Genomic DNA, 21,603 nt, shown 5'->3' with positions numbered 1-21,603 from the left:
ACTTACTCCTTTGTTGAAAGTTGAAGATCTGATTTTTGCAGATAATCAACTAGGTAACCTTCTCTAAGGCCTTTATTTGAAATTAGAATTTTTTTAACTTTAAACCATTTGCAAACTTCTAAAAGGACAATGACCCCAGGGGTAATTGTATGAATCCGATCTGGGGAAACTTTAAAGATTGCAATCAGAGTGTTTTTGTCATGATTGAGCAATTTCTTACTAACACTCTTTAATTGGTCGACGGTAAACTCAGTAGCACTATCAGTGTTTTCAACTTTCTGAATAACTTTCCCAACTGCCCGGATACTACCACCTATACCAATCAAAGTATCGAGCTTATCAACCTTTTCATCTTCTTTTTTCTTTAACAGTTTTTTGACTTTTTCAGTTATCCGATTATACTCATCTAAAGTGGGTAAAATTTCATCAACATAACGTTTATATAAAGATAAACTACCTTCAGAAAAGTTGAAGTTAGCAATAACCTTTTCATCTTCAAAAATAGAGATTTCAGTTGACCCCCCACCGATGTCGATTGACAAACCATCAGTTTTACCGTATACTTCCTCAATCCCTATATGGCCAAGACGAGCCTCTTCTTCTTGGGGTAATAGGTTAATGGCAATGCCCATTTCCTTTTTCACTTGAGCAATAATCTCATCTTGATTGCTGATATTTCGTAATGAAGCTGTCGCAAAATAATGAATTGACTCTAAAGTTACAAAAGAAGTAGCGTTTTGAATTGATTTCAAAGTCTTTTTCAAGGTTTTGATCCCCTCTTCACTTAATTGCCCATCCTCAAAATAAGAGGCAAGACTAGCCGTATATTTTTTGGTAAACAGAATAGAATATTCGTTTTTTTCTACATGGTAAATATTAAGACGGATGGTGTTGGATCCGATATCGACAATTGCTATGTTCATAAGAGTCTCCTTTATATCTATTATAAATCAAACTAAAAGCGAATAAAACTCTTTGACAAAAATTTACAAAACTTTTACATTAGAGAAAGGGAAAATGGCAATTGTTTCAGAAAAACTTAACATTATTTTGAAAACAAAGGAAAAATTAAGAAAAATGTTAATTGATAAAAACAGAGAAGCATGATTATGACAAGTAAATTAAGAAATAATCTTGAATGCTATATTATTAACCAATAATCTATTATAATAATAGAGCACAGATAGAAGAAATGAGGATTTTAAATGAAACAATTGACAGAGAAAATCAGTTTGTTAGGTTTATCCCTAATGATGATCACGCCATTTTCTGTTTCCCCAGCAATCTCGATGATGTTGGATTACTACCAAGAACAAGGCTATGCCAGTAATGATGTCAATATCCTCTTTTCACTACCCTCTTTTGCAATTTTGGCAATCTTGTTAATCAATCCCTTTGTTAGCAAATTATTATCGGCAAAAAAAATAGTTATTTTAGCTCTCTTATTAATTGCATTTGGTGGAGCAACACCTGTCTTTACACAACTTTATAGACTGGTTTTTTTATCACGACTATTACTAGGGGCAGGAATTGGTTTGATTAATGCCAAGGCAATTAACATAATCAGTGAACGCTCCACTGGTAAAGAACGGATTCAAATGCTAGGACTCAGATCATCATCTGAAGTTGTCGGGGCAGCTGTCATGACTACCTTAGCGGGATTACTGATTAGCTTTGGCTGGCAATATGCTTTCTTGATTTACCTATTCGCCATCATTATCTTAGCCATGTACCTCTTATTTGTTCCAGAAATTAAGATTGAACAGGTTGAAGAAAATCAAGAAATTCCCTTAACATCAAAACAAATGTTTAGCCTGATCGCCATGGCCATTTATGCAGGATTTGTAATTTTAGTGAACACCTCAAATACACTACGTATTCCTCTTGCTATTGATCAACTCCATTTGGGAAGCCCAGCCCAAGCCAGCCTCATCCTAAGTTTAATGATGTTAATGGGCATCTTATCTGGGATCTGCTTTAGTAGTTTATTATCCTGGTTTCACTCCTATTTGATGGCAGTTGTAGCTACCTCACTAGGACTAGGCATGTTTGTTCTTTTCTATGCCGATAACCTCTTCATGATCGGACTTGGTGCCCTCCTAACAGGTTTTATTTATAGTGTTGGTGTCACAGTTATTTTCCATACAGTCTCAGAAATAATCCCTGCAAATCAACTGACAGCAGCAACCACCCTTGTCCTTCTTGGTTGTAACATAGGGGGTGGTGGTGCAGCTCTGGTTCTCCAGTGGTTAACTAGCCTTACCAATTCAGTCATAGCACCTTATTTTATTTATGCCGTTCTCAGTTTAATTTTAGGTCTTGGTTTATTGATAGCAGAGCTAATCAGAAGGAAAACTGTCAGAAACTAAGTTGCTTCCAATTGCTAAATAAGTTGACCTTGCTCAGCGATTCTGCTAAAATAGAATGGTCGTAAAGACACACCAACTTTTTCTTGGTTTTAGGAGTGCCAATCCTAAGACTCGGATTAAGCAATAAAAGGAGAAAATACTATGGCAATCTCAAAAGAGAAAAAAAATGAAATCATCGCTCAATATGCACGTCATGAAGGCGATACTGGATCAGTTGAAGTTCAAGTAGCAGTACTTACTTGGGAAATCAACCACTTGAATGGTCATATCAAAGAACATAAAAAAGACCACGCAACTTACCGTGGTTTGATGAAAAAAATTGGTCACCGTCGTAACCTATTAGCTTACCTACGTCGTACTGATGTACCTCGTTACCGTGAACTTATCCAATCTCTTGGATTACGTCGTTAATTTTTTTGATAAAACTTCTTCAGGCTTCGTTAGCTTGCTTCGGCTAACTCTAGTTATGCCTTCAGCGCGCTGCCTTGCCTGAGAAAAATTCTATCTAAAAAAATAAAAAAAGTCTCCAGAAATGGAGGCTTTTTTTATTGCTTTCAATAGATTTGAGTGTTATCGTTGCTCCTCTTCTTTGCTATCAAGAATTTTTACTTAGAAAAATAATATAATTCTTCTAAAAAGAAGAATTCAATATAATGACAAAATTATTTAACTTCATTTTTGATACTTTTCTTGGTGTCCGGCAACAAGCGACTTCCTCCGGAATTCCATTGTTAAAAAGACTGTTCATAATAAAATCATACCATGGTTCTAAATGTTTATTATCGAAATACATATTAATAAATTCGAACATCGCTATATTGAATATTTGAAATAAAAGAGATTAATAGATTGTTACATTTTTCAGACTTTGACTAAAAAATTAGGTATGGAATTTCTTGGGAAGTCGCTGCCGTCCCACACCAAAGTAAAAAGTTTCTAAATACTATTTTATTCCACAATTTTAATATAGGTCGTTCTGTCAAAAAATCTTATTCTAGTGGCGCCAAAGGCCATGAAATTTTTCACAAATTGTGGTAAAATGAACCAGATACGTCGTTTGATACAAAGAGGAGTAGATAAGCTATTATCTGTTGCTTTTTGTAGCAGAACAACGTAGACAAAAACAAGATATTTTTGAAAGGAATGGAACAGGATTATGTTGTCATAAATCTGTTTCAGGTAACGTATTTTATGTCAAAACAAACATTTACAACAACATTTGCTGGTAAACCACTTGTTGTTGAAGTTGGTCAAGTGGCAAAACAAGCTAATGGCGCAACTGTTGTCCGTTATGGTGAATCAACTGTTTTAACAGCTGCCGTTATGTCTAAGAAAATGGCGACAGGTGATTTCTTCCCACTCCAAGTCAATTATGAAGAAAAAATGTATGCGGCAGGAAAATTCCCAGGTGGATTTATGAAACGTGAAGGCCGTCCTTCAACGGATGCTACCTTAACGGCTCGCCTCATTGACCGCCCGATCCGTCCAATGTTTGCGGATGGCTTCAGAAATGAAATCCAAGTTATTAACACTGTCCTTTCTTTTGATGAAAATGCTAGCGCCCCTATGGCAGCTATGTTTGGTTCGTCATTAGCTCTTTCAATTTCAGATATCCCATTCAATGGCCCAATTGCTGGAGTACAAGTTGGTTACATCGATGGAGAGTATATCATCAACCCAAATAAAGCACAGCTTGAAGCTTCGCTATTAGAATTAACGGTTGCTGGTAGTAAAGAAGCCATCAACATGGTTGAGTCTGGTGCTAAAGAATTATCAGAAGATATCATGCTTGAAGCCTTACTTCGTGGTCACAAAGCAATTCAAGAATTGATTGCCTTCCAAGAAGAAATTGTAGCAGCTGTTGGTAAAGAAAAAGCAAAAGTTGAATTATTACAAGTCAATGCTGATTTACAAGCTGAAATTGTTGAAAAATACAATGCAGATCTTCAAAAAGCTGTTCAAGTTGAAGAGAAAAAAGCCCGTGAAGCAGCAACTGAAGCTGTTAAAGAAACAGTGAAAGCAGATTATGAAGCTAAATTTGCTGAAGACGAATCTCTTTCAACAATCATGCGTGACGTGGCTGAAATCCTTGAACAAATGGAACATGCTGAAGTTCGTCGTTTAATCACTGAAGATAAAGTTCGTCCTGATGGTCGTAAGATTGACGAAATCCGTCCTTTAGACGCCCAAATTGACTTCTTACCAAAAGTACATGGTTCAGGTTTATTTACGCGAGGACAAACTCAAGCATTGTCAGTTTTGACTCTTGCTCCAATGGGTGAAACTCAAATAATCGATGGTTTAGATGATGAATACAAAAAACGTTTCTTACACCATTATAATTTCCCACAATACTCAGTTGGTGAAACAGGGCGTTATGGAGCAGCTGGACGTCGTGAAATTGGTCATGGTGCTTTAGGTGAACGTGCCCTTGAACAAGTTCTTCCAAGTTTAGAAGACTTCCCATATGCTATCCGTTTGGTTGCTGAAGTATTAGAATCAAATGGTTCATCTTCACAAGCATCAATCTGTGCTGGAACACTTGCCCTGATGGCTGGTGGTGTGCCAATTAAAGCACCGGTTGCTGGTATTGCCATGGGTCTAATCTCTGATGGTACAAACTATACTGTCTTAACAGACATCCAAGGTTTAGAAGATCACTTTGGCGATATGGACTTTAAGGTTGCTGGTACACGTGAAGGGATTACTGCTTTACAAATGGATATCAAGATTGAAGGTATTACACCACAAATTCTTGAAGAAGCATTAGCTCAAGCTAAAAAAGCACGTTTTGAAATCTTAGACTTGATCCAAGCAACAATTGCTGAACCACGTCCAGAATTAGCACCAACAGCACCAAAAATTGACACTATTAAAATTGATGTTGATAAAATCAAGATTGTCATTGGTAAAGGTGGTGAAACAATTGATAAGATTATTGCTGAAACAGGCGTTAAGATTGATATTGATGATGAAGGTACAGTTCAAATTTTCTCAAGTGACCAAGTAGCCATTAACCGTACTAAAGAAATTATTGCTGGTTTAGTCCGCGAAGCTAAAGTTGGTGAAGTCTACCATGCTAAAGTAGTCCGTATTGAAAAATTTGGTGCCTTTGTTAACTTATTTGATAAAACAGATGCACTTGTTCATATTTCAGAAATTGCATGGACACGTACAGCTAATGTTTCAGATGTTTTAGAGTTAGGCGAAGAAGTTGACGTTAAAGTTATTAAAGTTGATGAAAAAGGCCGTGTAGATGCTTCAATGAAAGCATTATTACCAAGACCTCCAAAACCTGAAATATCTGAAAATGCTCAAGAAGGTTCAGCAGATATACCTAAAGAAAGACACCACGGTTTTAAACAACATGGTAGTAAACCACACCATGTTGATAAAGCTGAAAATGTCGAAACAAATAAAGAAGAAAAACATGACTAATAATACAAGTAATGAATTAGATAATCGTCTAAGAGCTTTTATCAATGCACCAGACAATTTTTTAGATGGTGTTGGACTGGTCAATGCTTTGCACCATTTCCCAGTTTGGGCAACAAAAGAACCTTATGCTATTGAAGTAGATGACCAGATTGTAACGCCAGTCTTTACAGATGAAGAAGATATGGTACTCTTTAAAGCAGATCAAGAAAGTGCTCAAAGTCATTATTGGCTTGAACGCTCTGCTATTGCTGTTCTTGAGGAGGTGATTAAATCAGGCGTTTCTGGTTTAGTCTTCAACCTTAAGAAAAATGGTGATTCTGGCAATTCAACTATTTTTAAAAGTAGTGATTTAATCCGTTTTATGAATGATTACACTGCTATCTTAAACGCTATTATGGGGGACCAAAATCAAGCAGCTGATACAATGGATAAATTCTATTTAGTCCCAGCTTTTGTCTTACCACGTGAAGATAATCATTATGATCGTCTATTCCCAACAATGGCTACTCCTGACGGGAAATCATATATTCCAGCTTTTTCAAATTTAGAGAGTTTTGCTAAATGGTATAATCACGAAAAATTTGGCGGAGCCTTTCGTGAGAGTCATGGTGTTATATTAACTTGGAAAATTGAGGATATCTATCAACCGCGTAATGGGGAAAATGAAATTGACCAAACTGTAGGTGTCGCTATCAATCCATTTGATGACCAACAGATTTTGCTCAATTGGACAGATATTGAAAAGTAAGAAGGAGTTTGCATGGGTTGGTGGAAAAAAAGTATTGATATTATTAAAGAAAAAGACCCTGCAGCACGTAGTTCACTTGAAATTATATTAACCTATCCTGGGCTCAAAGCATTGGCAGCCCACCAATTATCACATTGGATGTGGCAGAAAAATTTAAAACTATTGGCAAGAATGCACAGTCAAAGCTGGCGTTTTTGGACTGGAATTGAAATCCATCCAGGTGCTTGCATTGCGCCCGGTGTCTTTATTGACCATGGGGCAGGTTTAGTAATTGGAGAGACAGCTATTGTAGAAGAAGGCGTTATGCTCTACCATGGGGTTACCCTTGGCGGAACTGGTAAGGATAAAGGTAAACGCCATCCAACTATCCGTCGTGGCGCCCTTATTTCTGCACATTCCCAAGTTATTGGCCCAATTGAGGTCGGTGAGAATGCTAAGGTTGGAGCTGCAGCTGTTGTCTTATCAGATGTACCGGGTGATGTGACCGTTGTAGGAGTACCTGCTAAAGTGGTCCGTGTACACGGGGAAAAAGACGAAATAAAAATAAAAACAATAGAACACAAACGTGAAGAATCTTATTATTCTTCTAAACTATAAGTGAGACAAAGGAAAAAAGCGATGATAAAAATATATGATAGTATGACACGCAGTTTACGTGACTTTTACCCTATAAAAGAAAATCAGGTAAATATGTATGTCTGTGGACCAACCGTCTACAATTATATTCATATTGGTAATGCACGGTCGGCTGTAGCATTTGATACCATTCGTCGCTATTTTGAGTACAGGGGCTATCAAGTTAACTATATCTCCAATTTTACGGATGTTGATGATAAAATCATTAATGCCGCAGCGCAAGCTAAGATGACACCAAAAGAACTGGCAGATAAGTTCATTGCAGCTTTTATGGAAGATACTGCACAGCTTGGTATTAAACCAGCAAGCCAAAACCCACGGGTAATGGACTACATGGATCAAATTATTGATTTTGTAGCTGCCTTAATTGAAAAAGGCTTTGCTTATCAATCAGAAGGAGATGTCTACTTCCGTGTTGACAAGTCTAGTAATTATGGCAAATTAGCTAATAAAACACTTGAAGATTTAGAAATTGGGGCTTCTGGTCGAACGGATACAGAAACTGATTTGAAGGAAAATCCGTTGGACTTTGCCCTTTGGAAGTCAGCTAAAGTTGGTGAAATTTCATGGGAAAGCCCTTGGGGAGCCGGTCGCCCAGGTTGGCACATTGAATGTTCTGTCATGGCGACGGAAATTCTCGGTGATACCATTGATATTCATGGTGGCGGTGCGGACCTTGAGTTCCCTCACCATACTAATGAAATTGCCCAGTCGGAAGCTAAAACGGGTCAAACCTTTGCCAATTACTGGATGCACAATGGTTTTGTTAATGTCGACAATGAAAAGATGTCTAAATCATTGGGCAACTTTGTGACAGTTCACGACATGCTTCAGACTGTTGATGGCCAAGTCTTGCGTTTCTTCCTAGCGACGCAACAGTACCGTAAGCCGATTAATTTCACAGAAAAGGCCATTCATGATGCCGAAGTTAACCTCAAGTATTTAAAAAACACCCAAAGTCAACCATTGACAGGGGATGCTTCTGCAGAAGAATTGCAAAGCTACGTCACAGCCTTTACAGATGCCATGGATGATGACTTCAATGCAGCCAATGGGATTACTGTAGTCTTCGACTTTGCCAAATGGATAAACTCAGGTCACTACACAGAAGCTGTTAAGGCAGCCTTTGAAAGTATGTTAGATGTCTTTGGAATTATTTTCCAAGAGGACGTGCTGAATGCTGATATTGAAGCTTTGATTGCCGATAGACAAGCTGCGCGTGCTAGCCGTGATTTTGCTAAAGCCGATGCCATTCGTGACCAATTAGCGGCTCAGGGTATTAAATTGCTGGATACAAAAGATGGTGTGAGGTGGACACGTGACTAAAGTCGATGTCAACTTGATCAACGGGATTGCACTGGCCTTTGAAGGGGATGCTGTATATTCTTATTATATCCGTCGTCACTTGATTTTTTCAGGTCAAACTAAACCTAGTCAGTTGCACCACAAATCAACTCGCTATGTCTCTGCTAATGCTCAAGCTATGCTGATTACAGCTCTCTTAGAGGCGCAGCTATTGACCGAAAAAGAAGAAGATATTTTTAGACGGGGTCGCAATACTAATAGTCATACCAAGGCTAAAAATGCCGACATCATCACCTATCGGATGTCGACCGGCTTTGAGGCTTTGATGGGCTACTTGGATATGACTGAGCAAAAGGAACGCCTTGAGGAGTTGATTGCTTGGTGTATCAATTATGTTGAAAATCACTAACAAGAGTAAGGAAACTTTCTCTTGTTTTTTTGTTATCTATAGGGAAGACAGTAAAATATTGAATAATTAAAAATAACCTTTATAATAAAAGATAATCATTAAGAAAATGGAGGATTTCCTATGATCAAAATGAGAAAATTACTAATTTCTGGAGCAGCATTAACAACTAGTCTTGGTTTGATGCTAATTTCCGACACACAAACGGTTGTCGCGGAAGGGCAAACGCCAGCTGTCGTTGCACCTGGACCAGTCACAGGGCGCCAAGTTATTGTGACTAGCAACTACAGAAAAGATACAACGATTATGGATATTGGTATACAGCTTGGGGCTGACTTACAAGGTGGTAGTCAAGCTAAAATCAATTTGCTAGATGCTAACAAACAGGTGATTAACACCATTGATTATACCCTTGCCTCTGGCCAGGGGAAAATGACTGCTTGGTTTGATATGAAAGGTTATCCAGCCGGTCAATATAGTATACAGGTCACGATTTCCGACAGGAAAGGGAATGAAACAGTCGAAGCAGATCCCTTCACATACCCACTCAACTAATAAAGCCTTAAGTAATCAAGACTAGTCAAATGACTGGTCTTTTTATTGCAGAAAACGAGAAGTCTAGAAGCCAAGTGACAGCTTTCATGCTATAATAAGAATTATGAAAGATAACCAATTAATAGAAGAAAACAATGACATGGTCTATGGCGTCCATGCCGTAGTTGAAAGTTTAACAGCTAACACAGGGAACAAACTCTACATCCAAGATGATTTGCGCGGCAAAAATGTTGATAAGATTAAGGCCTTAGCAACTGAGAAAAAAGTGTCAATCTCTTGGACACCAAAGAAAAGCTTGTCTGAAATGACCGACGGCGCTGTTCATCAGGGCTTTGTTTTGCGTGTTGCGGAATATGCTTACGCAGAATTAGACGAAATTATCAGCAAAGCTGACGCAGAGGATAATCCACTGATTCTGATTTTGGATGGGATTACAGACCCTCACAATTTTGGTTCGATTTTGCGGACTGCTGATGCTACAAAAGTTGCTGGTGTAATCATTCCTAAGCATCGTGCTGTTGGTGTAACACCAGTTGTTGCCAAGACTTCAACAGGTGCTATTCAGCACATGCCAATTGCTCGAGTAACCAATTTGAGCCAAACCTTGGATAAGCTGAAAGAAAAAGGCTATTGGATTTTTGGAACAGACATGGACGGCACACCATCACCTAAATGGAATACTTCAGGCAAATTAGCCTTGATTATTGGTAGTGAAGGTAAAGGCGTTTCGCACAACATCAAGAAACAAGTCGATGAAATGATTACTATCCCAATGGATGGTCATGTTCAGAGTCTGAACGCTGGTGTCGCTGCTGCCGTCCTCATGTATGAAGTCTACAGAAATAAGTTGTAGGATTTGCCTATGAAACGGAAAATCATGTTGGTCGACGGCTATAATATGATTGCTTTTTGGCAGGAGACAAAACAACTCTTCAAAACCAATCAGTTGGACCAAGCACGGACTATTTTTTTAAATAAATTGAACAACTATGCCCATTTTGAGAAAATTGAGATTGTCTGTGTTTTTGATGCCCAATTTGTGCCGGGTGTGCGACAACGTTATGACCAATACATGATTTCTGTTGTTTTCACTGAGGAAGATGAGACAGCTGATAGCTATATTGAACGGACAGCAGCTGAACTGAACACGGTTAGAAACTTAGTTGAAGTGGCCACCAGTGACCTCAATGAACAATGGACCATCTTTTCCCAAGGTGCCCTCAGAGTACCTGCCAGAGAACTAGAACGCCGTGTCAACACCGTTAAATCCGATTTAGACCAGATGTCCAAATCCATTGAAATGAAAAAACCAAAACTCCGCCCCTTTGAGGAAGGTAATATGCAAAAACTCAAAGACTTTATGGATGATTTGGGTAAGTGAGTTAAAAGAAAGTGTATTAGTATGTTTGGAATAATTGCTTCAATCGTTTTTTTAATAGTTCTTATCTTTGGCATTTTTAAAATTGTTAGTAGTATTAGAGATGTGAGCAGACCAGAAAATGCCACTTTTGCCAGAGGTAACTACCATATTCAATTAAAGAATTTAGAAGAGCCTATTAATCTTTTTGATAATGAGAAACTGACTCAACATATCAAAGAAATTCTTCCTTCAGATGATCCCAATTTTTACACAGTAGAAGCAGACTTGAACGAGTCTGCCTTGAAAGAATTGATCATGACTGAATTTGGATTAAGTAAAGAACAAGTCGTGGTAAGCCGCGGTTAAAAGAAGAAGCACTGAGGTGCTTTTTTTCTTTGCTTAAAAAAGCTTAATAATGGAAGAAAATCTCATGAAGACCGTCATTTTTGTAGGATTAATAAGTCATACTATGCCACTTGAGACATGAGTTTTTCCAACAATTTATACTTTTTATTTGCTAAAAATGAACACCCTTACTTAGCTTCAAAGCTTGCACCACTAAAAACTTTCTGCTAAAATAGGGCAATAATAATTTGATTGTCAAATAAATTATTTTTCAAAGGAGTTTACATGTCGTTTTACATACTTACGGATTCAACAGCGGACTTAGACCCGCACTGGGCAGCAGAACACGAGGTGGATGTCTTAGGTCTAACCATTTCTTGTGATGGCAAAACCTACCAAACTGTAGGCTCAGATGCCCTAAGCAGTTCTGAACTCTTAGCCATGATGAAGGCTGGCAGTAAACCCCAAACTAGCCAGGTCAATATCGGTGAGTTCGAAGCTTACTTCCGCAAACAGGCACAAGAAGGGCACCCAGTCCTCTACATCGCCTTTTCGTCGGTTCTGTCTGGAACTTACCAGAGTGCGGTCATGGCGCGTGAAATGGTTCTTGAGGATTATCCTGATGCGGTCATCGAGATTGTGGACACTCTAGCAGCCGCGGGCGGCGAAGGCTACCTGTCGATTCTGGCAGCGCAAGCTCGGGACCTAGGCCAGTCTATTCAGGCCGCCAAAGCTTTGGTTGAGGATTTCCACCCTCGTCTTCGAACATACTTCTTGGTTGACGATCTTTACCATCTGATGCGTGGCGGTCGTTTGTCAAAAAGCTCAGCCATTATCGGAAGCCTAGCCAGCATCAAGCCAATTCTCTGGATTGATCAAGCCGGAAAGTTGGTGCCCATCGCTAAAGTCCGTGGTCGCAAAAAAGCCATCAAGGAAATCGTGAATCAACTGACTGCTGATATCGGTCATTCAACAATGATTGTTGGTTATTCAGAAGATTTAGCAGGCGCTAAAGAACTACAGGAAACCCTTTTGGAGAATCCGCAAGTCACAGACGTGCTGATCATGCCGCTAGGTCCAGTTATTGCTGCTCACGTTGGGCCAAATACCTTGGCAGCCTTTGTTTTTGGTCAGGAAAAACGCTAATCAGAATAAGTTTTTGGTCAGGAAAAAAAGAAAAATAAAAGAGAAAAAGTACTTGCTAGTGGCAAGTATTTTTGATATTATAGTAGGCGGTATTGTTTACCCCATTTGAGAGGCCCCGGAACCTTCCAAATACCTTCGATGGGACGGAACACCCATCACCCCTGTAAACAAATATTACGAATTCGTATAGGAGAAATCATGAACAAAACAACTTTTATGGCTAAAACTGGCCAAGTTGAACGCAAATGGTACGTTGTTGACGCAACTGATGTGCCACTTGGACGTCTTTCTGCAGTAGTTGCTAGCGTACTTCGCGGAAAAAACAAACCAACTTTCACACCTCACACTGATACAGGTGATTTTGTAATTGTTATCAATGCTGAAAAAATCAAATTAACTGGTAAAAAAGCAACTGATAAAATCTACTACACTCACTCAATGTACCCAGGTGGTTTGAAACAAATCTCAGCAGGTGAACTACGTTCTAAAAATGCTGTACGTTTGATTGAAAAATCTGTTAAAGGCATGCTTCCACATAACACTCTTGGACGCGCGCAAGGCATGAAATTGAAAGTATTCGTTGGAGCTGAGCATACACATGCTGCACAACAACCAGAAGTACTTGACATTTCAGGACTTATCTAAGAGGAAAGGAGCATTAAATAATGGCACAAGCACAATATTTAGGTACTGGCCGTCGTAAAAACGCTGTTGCACGCGTACGTTTGGTTCCAGGTACTGGTAAAATCACTGTTAACAAAAAAGATGTTGAAGAATACATCCCACACGCAGACTTACGTCTTGTTATCAACCAACCTTTCGCAGTAACTTCTACAGAAGGTTCATACGACGTTATGGTTAACGTTGTAGGTGGTGGATACGGTGGACAATCAGGAGCTATCCGTCATGGTATCGCTCGCGCATTGCTACAAGTAGACCCAGACTTCCGCGATTCATTGAAACGCGCTGGACTTCTTACACGTGACGCACGTATGGTTGAACGTAAAAAACCAGGTCTTAAAAAAGCCCGTAAAGCATCACAATTCTCAAAACGTTAATTATCAGCGATATATCAACGTTTCAAGACATTCAAGATTTTTATCTTGGGTGTCTTTTTTTACTCGAAAATCAAAAGTTTCCACCAAAATTTCCACCATATTCCCACCATTACTTTTTGAGGTACCTATATGCAGTCTCTCCAGCTGTCTGGGAAACGGTACTCGTGATATTGATATAAGTTTTTGTAATTGACTGGTCGCTATGAGTCAATGCCTCCGAAATCTCTTCTAGTGAGCGACCTGCTTTTTTGGCTAGTGTGGCTCCAGTATGCCTAAGTTTATGTGGCGTTGCAGGAGCTAATTCAGGATGTCGTCTTTTAATAGAGTTCATGCGATAATTGAGGTAATCAATATGCAAGACAACGTTTATATTGTTTTGTCTATCATTGTAGGTAAATACAAACTGTTTCTTTGTTTGCTTGATGCCAAATTGTTTTAGTTCTTCCCGTTGCAAATCTTTCCATTTTTGCAATAATTCCATCAGTTCAGTAGGAGCATTGAATAATGTGCGCTTGCCTCCCTTTGTTGCTTTCACATTTCCAAAGCGGTCTAAGGCATTTTCGATTAGGATTTCTTTGTTTTTGAAGTTTATATGCTTCCATTGAAGAGCATAAGATTCAGACTTTCTATCGGACAGAAAAAAAGTAGTATAGAATAGGACATAATCCTTGAATTCTAAAAGACCTTTTTCTAAATCATCGTCAAAGGCCTGCAACCAAAAGCGCAATTCATCTTCATCTAACGCTAAGTCTTCTTCACGTTTACTCTCTTTTAGTATTTGTTTTTTAGTTGCCTTAATGCGACTAATCGTTTTGTGTAGTCGGTTGACTGGGATGTATTCCAGCTCTTCCGCCCAGTCAAAAACAGAGTTAATGTATCCACGGAGAGCCTTGAAATTTGCATAGCTATTTGCTTTCGGTGTCAGTAATGACAGAACCAGTTGTTTGTTTTCGTTGAGATGACTCAAAGAGTATTTACCTAGAATAGGTAAGATATGTAGTCTAAAGAGATTTTCGGTTTGAAAGATTGTTGCTGCTGTAGGAGGCTTATTCGTATTAGTTGTTTGCCCGGCTTTATAGGGCTCAAGCCAGACCTCCTCATAGAAATGAGAAAAGAGAATATCTTCTTTTTTGAGAGGTTGTTGAAAGTGTTTATTGTGTCTAGCTTTCTCAATATCTACAGATAGCTTTAATTCAGCTTCTTTAGCCTCACGTCTTGTCTTAAATCGTTTCTCATATAACTTACCTAGTCCAAGTTTTGCTTGGGTGTCTTCTGGAATATAAACCCTAAGCTGATAGGTACCATTTTTAGTTTTCTTTATCGACATCGCTATTCCTTTCTAGGCAGAGATTTCAAGTCTTGCCATCCAATGATTAACGCTTTCCTTATTGAATCGTATGGATTTACCAATTTTGATATATGGTAAGCCCATAGAAATCCATAGGTCAAGAGTGTTATTAGAAATCCCTAAATAATCACAGGCTTGTCGTTTATTTAAAAAAGGAGAGTCAGCACCAACTGATTCTCTTGCATTTTTAACTTCGGATTTGATTAACTCTCCAATCATGTGTTGGATTTCAAGAGTTTGTTCTTCTGCTAAAATAACTTGCATGGTCATTTCCTCCGATATGTAGTATTTAATAAAAACGAAAACAAGCCCATTTATGAGCTTGCTTCCAAGGAGATTATGAAAAAGAAAAGTTATTTAGGATGGATACAGTATAGCTGAGTCACCCTAAACAAATCTTAAATCATAATCGCAAAAACTATAAAGAATCGTAAAAATTCGTAAAAGCTATTGTGCAACCGCAAAGCTGTAATAGCTTTGATTGGTGAGCACAGCATAGTGTGGTTTGTTTTGAACACCACCGACATTACATTCGGAGATGAGGAAGGTTCCGTCTTGGTTGACGGCTTCGACAAATGCCACGTGACCGTATTCTGCATAGGTGCCTCCATATCCACCTTGAACGGACATGACAGCGCCAACTTGTGGTTCTGATACTTGTTTCCAGCCACGAGAGACAAGGCTATCCACCCAATCTTGCCCGTTACCATTGTAGTTATAAATGGCCGAGTTGGTACAGATGCCTGTCTCAATCAGTCTATTACAAACATACCAGGTACATTGTCCAGCAGGATAGGTATTGTTTCCTTGAGTCGTGACAGTGTTCTCACTAGGAACCCCGTATTTGAGTTTTCCAAGGTATTCTGGTGGCAAGTCAAAGGTAGAAGTCAGTGTGCCAGAAACAAGCCCTGTATCGTCTGAGAAAGCGACAGAAGAGTCTGAGGTGATTGTTCCATCGAAAACCTTAAACCACTTGTCGGCGTCCGTTTGGAGCTTTTCTGCCTTGGTCTGACCGTCTGACAGCGCCACACCTTCATAATGTTCTGACCAATACAAAGCAGCATCTCCAGGGTCAGTTGCTTTCTGCATCTCTGTTTTGACTTTTTTGTAGGCACCGTTTAACTCGGTTGACATGAGTTGAAGCTCAACATCCGCATCAAGTGTTCGGCTTGAAGCTTGTGCCCAGCGGTCTCCGTTTACGGTATTAGACCAACCTGACCATTGGAAGTAACCAGCTACCCCACCGCCAGTATTTCTAGCTTTAGGGTCAAAGCCTGACTCACGTTCCGCAACAGCTAAACTACCAGTAGAACCTGCCAGTGTAAAGCCTTCTTGGGAGAGTTGGTAATTGAGGATTTTGATGACATCCTCTGCCCGTTCTTCTGTGATTGACGCTTTCTGAGCTACCTCTTTAGCTGTTAGTGTCGTTCGCTTCCCAGTTGAACTTCCATTATTTGATGAGTTAGTCGAGTCACCAGCAATCGCAGCTGCACAAATGATGACAAGTAATAGGGGCAACAGAAGCGAAGAGAGCAGACAAAGTTTGAATATTTTTTTCATGTGTCCCTATCACCTCCTTTAGTGCTTGAGATAGACTTTGAAGATAACTGTCCCAAAGAGCCATTTTGCATCTAGGACAGCAGGTATATCACGGCAGAGTTCGATAATCCGTTTTGCCTCTTGGTCATCGACAGGATAGAACACGGTTACCTTGATAGCTTTGAGGTCATTTTCGTAGGCTTGATAGATATACTTTTCAAGGACAGGTTGAACCTGACTTCGGGCATATATCCTAATAGCGTCCATTTTGCTCACCTCGCAATCTATTGAGTTCTTGAGTGAGACGATTTTTCCGCTCAATATTGGCTTTGATTTTGTCGTCTCTAGTCATAGTTTGACGGAAGCTTCGGGTAAAGGCATTCGAGCCTTGCGCCTGATACATAGCACCAGCATCATCATAGGCGCTAAGTTCTCTTTCCATGCGTTCCATCTTCCGTTGTTTACGTGGAGATACCCATTGTTCATTAAGTTCCTGGAATTCCATTTCTGGTGATGGAGGAGTTGTTGGCTGACTAGGGATAGATTCAGGAGTTGGTGCTTTCTCCTGGCTAGGATTATCTGTCGTAATATCCTGTTTTGGAAGATTTGGTTCAGAGGATGTTGGTGGCAGTTGGTCAGGTATTGGAGCAGGTTGTTCAGTCGGCTGTTCTGTTGGAACGTTTGGTTCCTCAGCTGGCTCAGGACTTGGTTTTGACTGTCTAAAGAAGTTGCCAACTTCCTTGATGTGAGAAGAAGCGTTCATAGCACTTCCAGCCACAAAACCAGTACCAGCCATGGCAAAGTTACCGAGATGTTGTGCTGTTTCAAAGCTACGTGATGGCATCTGTTGGATAAGGTCTTTACCTTGGCTAACTCTGCTTTCTACTTGGTTTCCAATATCTTCCATCTTGATGCGTGCCCGTGAGCCCATGATAAATTCAATGAGTTCGCCTTTATAAATCCAAAGGAAATAATAGACAGCAGCTTTAGCAACTACTGATAGAATGAGCTTGAAGAGGAGGGCGAATGTTCCCAAAGATGGGAAGCTTTCGATAACCCCATCAAAACCAGAAGTAATCAGCGTTTCGATGACTTTTTCGATGTAGAAAATAATGAGTGTGATGAGTGTCGTAATCGTCGGGAAAACGAGACCACCAAACATGACCTTGAAAATCCCAAAGATGATGTCTTGCATGGCAGGGACAAATGAAATGAGAAGAGCGATAGGGAACAAGAGAATCATGACCAGGACTAAGAGTTGAGCAATGAGATTCAGGAGTTGCACCAGGATAATTGGAACCGCAATAACGATAGCTTCAACAATCTTGAAGATGATGTAGAAGGTCTTGATGAAAAGGTAATCCCAAACGGCTGATACCCAGCGGTTCTTTTCTTTCCCGTCATCAGCCTTGTCGCCGAGTTTATCCAGATAATCTTTTCTATCTTTGTTTTTGACCGCTACAAATTTCCCTGAGTCATCCACGCTTCCCAAGACTTTAGAATCCTCGAAAGCTTCTTCTTCACCTGTTTGGCTATTGACGTATTTACCGTTTTCTTGACCTGTGTTGACAAAGACGTAGGCAGTGTAAGAGGTCTGTGCGATATAGCTATCAGCCATAGACTTTCCTACCTTGATTGACTTATCCTCGCCGTAAGAGACGGAGATATTGGAAATCTTTGAGGTGACAGTGTCTGCTAGATTATTAACCGTATCAAGGATGTAGAGCCCTCCAGAGGTAGAAGCGACTGTTCCAAAGTAACCAAATCCAAGTAGGACAACGAGAAGCACATGAAGGACTTTTCGCATGAAGTTTCCACGAGAAAAGAAATACTGGTAGAAGAGGTAAAAGGCTCCGATGGTCAGAAGCATGGAAACTAAGGAACCACTTGATAAACCGCCAGAAGTTGAACCTGTTAGTCCCTGCCATATGGATTTAGCAGCGTTATAGACATAGGTTTTGTAAGAGTCGTAGAGGTCAATGTTCTCCATGATACGAATCATGAGGGAGAAGAAACCGACCACTAGATTGAGCAGAAAGAAAAAGAGATTGACGAAAATCTCATTCATTGCCACGATAATGGAGGTCTCAATTTTTGACGTCTTTTCCAGATACGATTTTAAGGCGAAGATGTCCACGCCTTTTAGTTTCTCAAAGGCTTCTTGCATGTGAGCCCTCCTTTCTAACTAGCATATTTATTTTCAAGGCTAGATGATACCGTTGCTTTCATTGGTTTTAGAAGCATGTCGATGTCTTCAAAGATGTTGTGAATGGAAATCATGTTCAGATTGCCATAGACGTCATAGTAGAGGCATTGACCTGAAATCATATTGTCAATCCATTCCAGGTTGCTTTCTGTTGGTTCCAGATTGACGTGCTTGAGAATATCTTCTCGTTCTGATTTTTCGTAGAAAGCAAAGATGGTTCCAAAGCCAGTTGTGTCATCATCGTTTTCAGCATCGTGGACAGATTGCGTGATGAGTGCCAGGGTGTTATTTTTAGAGCGACCGATACGGCGCATGTTCTTGATAACAGCTTGACCTTCGGCAGACTTCATAAGAATCCAGGCTTCGTCAAAGAACTCAATAGTATCTTCACTTTCGTCACGTTCACCAAAGTGGGTACAGAAAGCACCAAGGGCAAACATGAGAGCAATAGAGTTTCGTTCGTGGTCAGAAATCTTCGTGGCATCTGTCTTAGGTAATTTCAGGTTAGCAACTTCAAGAATGGTGACTTGTGACTCATAGTTGAGCCCTTGAGTTGTTCCGTCAGAGAAGGCGAGTTCCAAGATGGAGTTGGTTACAATAGAAGTGAGGTAGCGACCGACTGAGGCGATTTGGTCGTTATCACTGTCTTTAAGTGCTTCCAGAACGTGCTTAAAGCCAACCGTTTGACCTGCTTGTCTTTTATCGACAATATCGTTGATGGTTTCGGTAATAGCTGTCTTCTGATCCATGGTGACGTTGTCAACCGCTTGGAGCAAGAATTCCAGCATATTCTTAGCGACTTCAACGGCTTGTTCTTTATCCAGTACGACAATAGGGTCAAGCACTCCGTGGTTGGAGGTGAGCGAGCTATCGAGAGTGACAAAGTTGAAGGCTTCAATTTGTTTTTTGCGTTCAGGATAGAGATGGGCAAACTTAGGATTATTGATGATTTCTTGGTAGTGATGGCGGAGTTCCCGTTTAGGGTCAATGTAGAGTGTCTTCACATTTTGAAGGGCGACAGATAAGAAGATAATCTGTGCTAGGAAGGATTTCCCTTGACCTGTGGCACCTGTAATGATGATGTGTGGGTTCTTGGTAATCTTACCTGCAATGTCTTCTTTATTACCGACAGTCGCATTAAAGAGGACAATGTTTTTAGAGGCGATGATGGCTTTTTCGATATTGTCCCAGCGACCCGTCCAGTTATCGACTCGTCCGATATACCAGCCAATACGGTTACCAGCCGATGTGTTGGTAAAGGGCATGAGCTCCGCAAAGCCACGGCTGGTGACCATGTGTGTCCAGGTTCGAGTTTTCTTCTGCAAGTCTTGACCGTAGAGCAGAGCTTGGAAGAGGTAAGGTGTGTCATGGCTAGCCTCACTGATTTCAACTCTCATGTCATCAAAGTAGTTAAGGACGACCTGACGACGACTTCTCAGCTGACTAAGTGACGAACCAGAGACAATGAGATAGGTACCGTATTCAATGATTTCTTCTTTATTCCCTACTTTCTTCATTAGGTCTTTCAGCGAGAATGAGCCCATGATAATCTCGTCTTGTTGGACGGTATCGGTATTCTCAGCTTCTTCCATGATGTTCTTATAGCGAGTGTTGGAACGACCCATTTTTCCTTTGATTTTATTGCGGTCAATGAACTCAGCCTTGAAGCGTAGTTCCACGGGGAAGTTGAGACGTTGGACAAATTCGCCTAGATGGAAACCGTTGAAGATTGTGTTGAATCTCCCAACAGGAAGAATGGACACAAAGGAACTGCCATAGGGACTTTCGAGTTTGAGAAAACCACCGTTCATGCTTTTAATCAAGGTGTCTGTGACATTGAAAAGGGAGCGGTTAGCAATGACTTCTTTCTTAAGGTGGGGAATGTAGCGGAGGTATTGCATCCGCTGGTAATAGAAGAGCTCGTCATCTGTCAGGCGGCGACAGCGAAGGGTTGAAAGTATTTGGTAGATGACTTGTTCATCAGCGAGGTAGTCTTCAAACCAGGGCTTTTCTTCCTCCAGTTCAAAGCCAAGGCCGTTAGCCAGGGTCTCTGAAATCTCAGAGAGTCGTTCATAGGCGAGGTCAGCAAGACTAGCTCCCTTGTCATGTTTTCTCAAACGGACACCGACTAGCCAGTCAAACTGATAAGGGATTTCCATTTCATCCGTCAGCTTATCAACCGTGTAGAGTAGTAGGTCTTGACCAAGTGCTTGATTGTTTGGAGAGAGAGCATCCATAAAGTCACGCATCTTTTCTTCCAGTAGGTAATCCTTTGGAATGAGGGAAATGTCAAAGTGCTGGTTTTTAGCCAGTTTTTTGAGCATCTGACTGACCGTGATTTTGTGCTTTCCTTTTTTCTCGTCATCAGTGATGGTGATGGGCGTATTAGGAATACGGTAGTAAGCCATGACTTGCTTGTCTTTGCGAAAAACTAAGTTTTCATGAGTAGCTTTGATGGGGTATTGTAGTTTTAGTGCCATAGCGCCTCCTTTCTAAAGGTGTGTTTGTTCAAAGACAATGTCTTCATCGTCATAAGGTTCCACTCTCTCATCATGGTAGATGGCTTTCTTGTTCCAGCGAAATTCATAGAGGTAACGGAAGTAGTCAGCCAGAAAGTTGTGCATTTTCTTTCCGTGTGGTTCATACTCTGTGTAGAATTTGGCGAGCTTGTAGGGAACGTAAGCGTAGAGCAACATGGAGATTGAGTGAGTGATTTTAGCTAGTGGGACAAGGATGAAAGAAAGTCCCAGGAGCATGACGACAAAGACGAGAATAAAGACAACAAAAAAGGACAGCTGCATCGGTGTTGCGAAGTACCAGATACGTGCCCCTTTCTGTGTCTTGATTTCCTGTATCCAGTAAGGAGCATTTAGCCCCCTAGCGTAGTCATAGAGTGGTTCTTTCTCGTTGTTCATATCAGAGCCCCGTTTCAATACCAATGAGGCGTAGGAACCAACCAATGACAGAAAGAATCTGTTGTCCTTTGGTCATGGACACGATGATTCCCCAAAATCCAATGACGGAAAAGAGCTGGAGCCAGGAGCTGTTTTTCCAAGCCTTGATGGCTAATAGGATTGCCACAGCAGTGATAATCCAAGCACCATCACCTTGGAGAAATTGTTGTAGTGAGCTTGTGTTCATAGA

At 40.3% G+C, this 21,603-nt stretch carries 23 protein-coding genes; 14 read left to right on the top strand and 9 right to left on the bottom strand.

What is annotated here, in order from left to right:
• Positions 1–2: 2 nt before the first annotated feature.
• Entirely contained in the window at positions 3–923 is a 921-nt protein-coding gene (locus tag SPB_RS08340) for a Ppx/GppA phosphatase family protein (protein ID WP_003104223.1), read from the bottom strand.
• Positions 924–1,205: 282 nt separating this feature from the next.
• Between SPB_RS08340 and SPB_RS08335 the strand changes: the two genes are divergently transcribed.
• From SPB_RS08335 to rpsI, 14 genes are all read left to right on the top strand, one after another.
• On the top strand, positions 1,206–2,369 hold the full coding sequence (locus tag SPB_RS08335; RefSeq protein WP_003105425.1) for an MFS transporter: 1,164 nt from the start codon (positions 1,206–1,208) through the stop codon (positions 2,367–2,369).
• Between the two features lie 141 nt (positions 2,370–2,510).
• The gene (gene rpsO, locus SPB_RS08330; RefSeq protein ID WP_003105611.1) at positions 2,511–2,780 is read left to right on the top strand and encodes a 30S ribosomal protein S15; all 270 of its coding nucleotides are present in this window, start codon (positions 2,511–2,513) and stop codon (positions 2,778–2,780) included.
• A gap of 780 nt (positions 2,781–3,560) precedes the next feature.
• Positions 3,561–5,807 (top strand): polyribonucleotide nucleotidyltransferase, encoded by a 2,247-nt coding sequence (gene pnp, locus SPB_RS08325; RefSeq protein ID WP_003104534.1) that lies wholly within the window; start codon positions 3,561–3,563, stop codon positions 5,805–5,807.
• On the top strand, positions 5,800–6,555 hold the full coding sequence (locus SPB_RS08320; RefSeq protein ID WP_003105781.1) for an SseB family protein: 756 nt from the start codon (positions 5,800–5,802) through the stop codon (positions 6,553–6,555). Before pnp ends, SPB_RS08320 begins: the two co-directional genes overlap by 8 nt.
• 12 nt (positions 6,556–6,567) lie before the next feature.
• Positions 6,568–7,152, top strand: a complete 585-nt coding sequence (cysE, locus tag SPB_RS08315; protein WP_003104753.1) for a serine O-acetyltransferase — start codon at positions 6,568–6,570, stop codon at positions 7,150–7,152.
• 21 nt (positions 7,153–7,173) lie between these two features.
• Positions 7,174–8,517 carry a cysteine--tRNA ligase gene (gene cysS, locus SPB_RS08310; RefSeq protein ID WP_003104180.1) on the top strand — a complete coding sequence of 448 codons (1,344 nt, stop codon included), beginning with the start codon at positions 7,174–7,176 and terminating at the stop codon, positions 8,515–8,517.
• Positions 8,510–8,905, top strand: coding sequence for a Mini-ribonuclease 3 (locus SPB_RS08305; RefSeq protein ID WP_003103081.1), 396 nt, complete (start codon positions 8,510–8,512; stop codon positions 8,903–8,905). The genes cysS and SPB_RS08305 overlap by 8 nt, the downstream gene beginning before the upstream one ends.
• 120 nt (positions 8,906–9,025) lie before the next feature.
• Positions 9,026–9,457, top strand: coding sequence for a flagellar hook assembly protein FlgD (locus SPB_RS08300; RefSeq protein WP_003105647.1), 432 nt, complete (start codon positions 9,026–9,028; stop codon positions 9,455–9,457).
• A gap of 103 nt (positions 9,458–9,560) precedes the next feature.
• Complete coding sequence (rlmB, locus tag SPB_RS08295; protein WP_003104840.1) at positions 9,561–10,310, top strand: 23S rRNA (guanosine(2251)-2'-O)-methyltransferase RlmB; 750 nt, start codon at positions 9,561–9,563, stop codon at positions 10,308–10,310.
• Positions 10,311–10,319: 9 nt separating this feature from the next.
• Positions 10,320–10,838 (top strand): NYN domain-containing protein, encoded by a 519-nt coding sequence (locus tag SPB_RS08290; RefSeq protein WP_003103295.1) that lies wholly within the window; start codon positions 10,320–10,322, stop codon positions 10,836–10,838.
• A 21-nt stretch (positions 10,839–10,859) separates the two neighbouring features.
• Entirely contained in the window at positions 10,860–11,183 is a 324-nt protein-coding gene (locus tag SPB_RS08285; protein WP_003102389.1) for a hypothetical protein, read from the top strand.
• Between the two features lie 264 nt (positions 11,184–11,447).
• Positions 11,448–12,308, top strand: a complete 861-nt coding sequence (locus tag SPB_RS08280; RefSeq protein ID WP_003105006.1) for a DegV family protein — start codon at positions 11,448–11,450, stop codon at positions 12,306–12,308.
• A 198-nt stretch (positions 12,309–12,506) separates the two neighbouring features.
• Positions 12,507–12,953, top strand: coding sequence for a 50S ribosomal protein L13 (gene rplM, locus SPB_RS08275; protein ID WP_003104162.1), 447 nt, complete (start codon positions 12,507–12,509; stop codon positions 12,951–12,953).
• A 20-nt stretch (positions 12,954–12,973) separates the two neighbouring features.
• On the top strand, positions 12,974–13,366 hold the full coding sequence (rpsI, locus tag SPB_RS08270) for a 30S ribosomal protein S9 (RefSeq protein ID WP_003104965.1): 393 nt from the start codon (positions 12,974–12,976) through the stop codon (positions 13,364–13,366).
• A 109-nt stretch (positions 13,367–13,475) separates the two neighbouring features.
• Here the strand turns inward: rpsI and SPB_RS08265 are convergent, their stop codons facing one another.
• The 8 genes from SPB_RS08265 to SPB_RS08230 all read right to left on the bottom strand — a co-directional run bounded on the left by SPB_RS08265 (position 13,476) and on the right by SPB_RS08230 (position 21,600).
• The gene (locus SPB_RS08265; RefSeq protein ID WP_003104623.1) at positions 13,476–14,693 is read right to left on the bottom strand and encodes a tyrosine-type recombinase/integrase; all 1,218 of its coding nucleotides are present in this window, start codon (positions 14,691–14,693) and stop codon (positions 13,476–13,478) included.
• A 12-nt stretch (positions 14,694–14,705) separates the two neighbouring features.
• Positions 14,706–14,978: a helix-turn-helix domain-containing protein gene (locus SPB_RS08260; RefSeq protein WP_003103297.1), complete on the bottom strand. Its 273-nt coding sequence runs from the start codon at positions 14,976–14,978 to the stop codon at positions 14,706–14,708.
• A 183-nt stretch (positions 14,979–15,161) separates the two neighbouring features.
• The gene (locus SPB_RS08255; RefSeq protein WP_003105784.1) at positions 15,162–16,274 is read right to left on the bottom strand and encodes a phage tail tip lysozyme; all 1,113 of its coding nucleotides are present in this window, start codon (positions 16,272–16,274) and stop codon (positions 15,162–15,164) included.
• Positions 16,275–16,292: 18 nt separating this feature from the next.
• A complete protein-coding gene (locus SPB_RS08250; protein ID WP_003105128.1) occupies positions 16,293–16,520 on the bottom strand; it encodes a hypothetical protein in 228 nt (75 codons plus the stop codon).
• Entirely contained in the window at positions 16,507–18,420 is a 1,914-nt protein-coding gene (locus SPB_RS08245; protein ID WP_003103538.1) for a hypothetical protein, read from the bottom strand. Before SPB_RS08245 ends, SPB_RS08250 begins: the two co-directional genes overlap by 14 nt.
• A gap of 14 nt (positions 18,421–18,434) precedes the next feature.
• Entirely contained in the window at positions 18,435–20,939 is a 2,505-nt protein-coding gene (locus SPB_RS08240; RefSeq protein WP_037621224.1) for an ATP-binding protein, read from the bottom strand.
• A 12-nt stretch (positions 20,940–20,951) separates the two neighbouring features.
• A complete protein-coding gene (locus tag SPB_RS08235; RefSeq protein WP_003105679.1) occupies positions 20,952–21,374 on the bottom strand; it encodes a conjugal transfer protein in 423 nt (140 codons plus the stop codon).
• Position 21,375: 1 nt separating this feature from the next.
• Positions 21,376–21,600 carry a hypothetical protein gene (locus SPB_RS08230; protein ID WP_003104677.1) on the bottom strand — a complete coding sequence of 75 codons (225 nt, stop codon included), beginning with the start codon at positions 21,598–21,600 and terminating at the stop codon, positions 21,376–21,378.
• Positions 21,601–21,603: the final 3 nt, after the last annotated feature.

Origin of the sequence: Streptococcus parauberis NCFD 2020, from assembly GCF_000187935.1 — a bacterium.
GTDB classification, from domain to species: domain Bacteria; phylum Bacillota; class Bacilli; order Lactobacillales; family Streptococcaceae; genus Streptococcus; species Streptococcus parauberis.
Note: the sequence above shows the minus strand (reverse complement) of the source record. Positions and strands in the feature narration are given on the sequence as shown.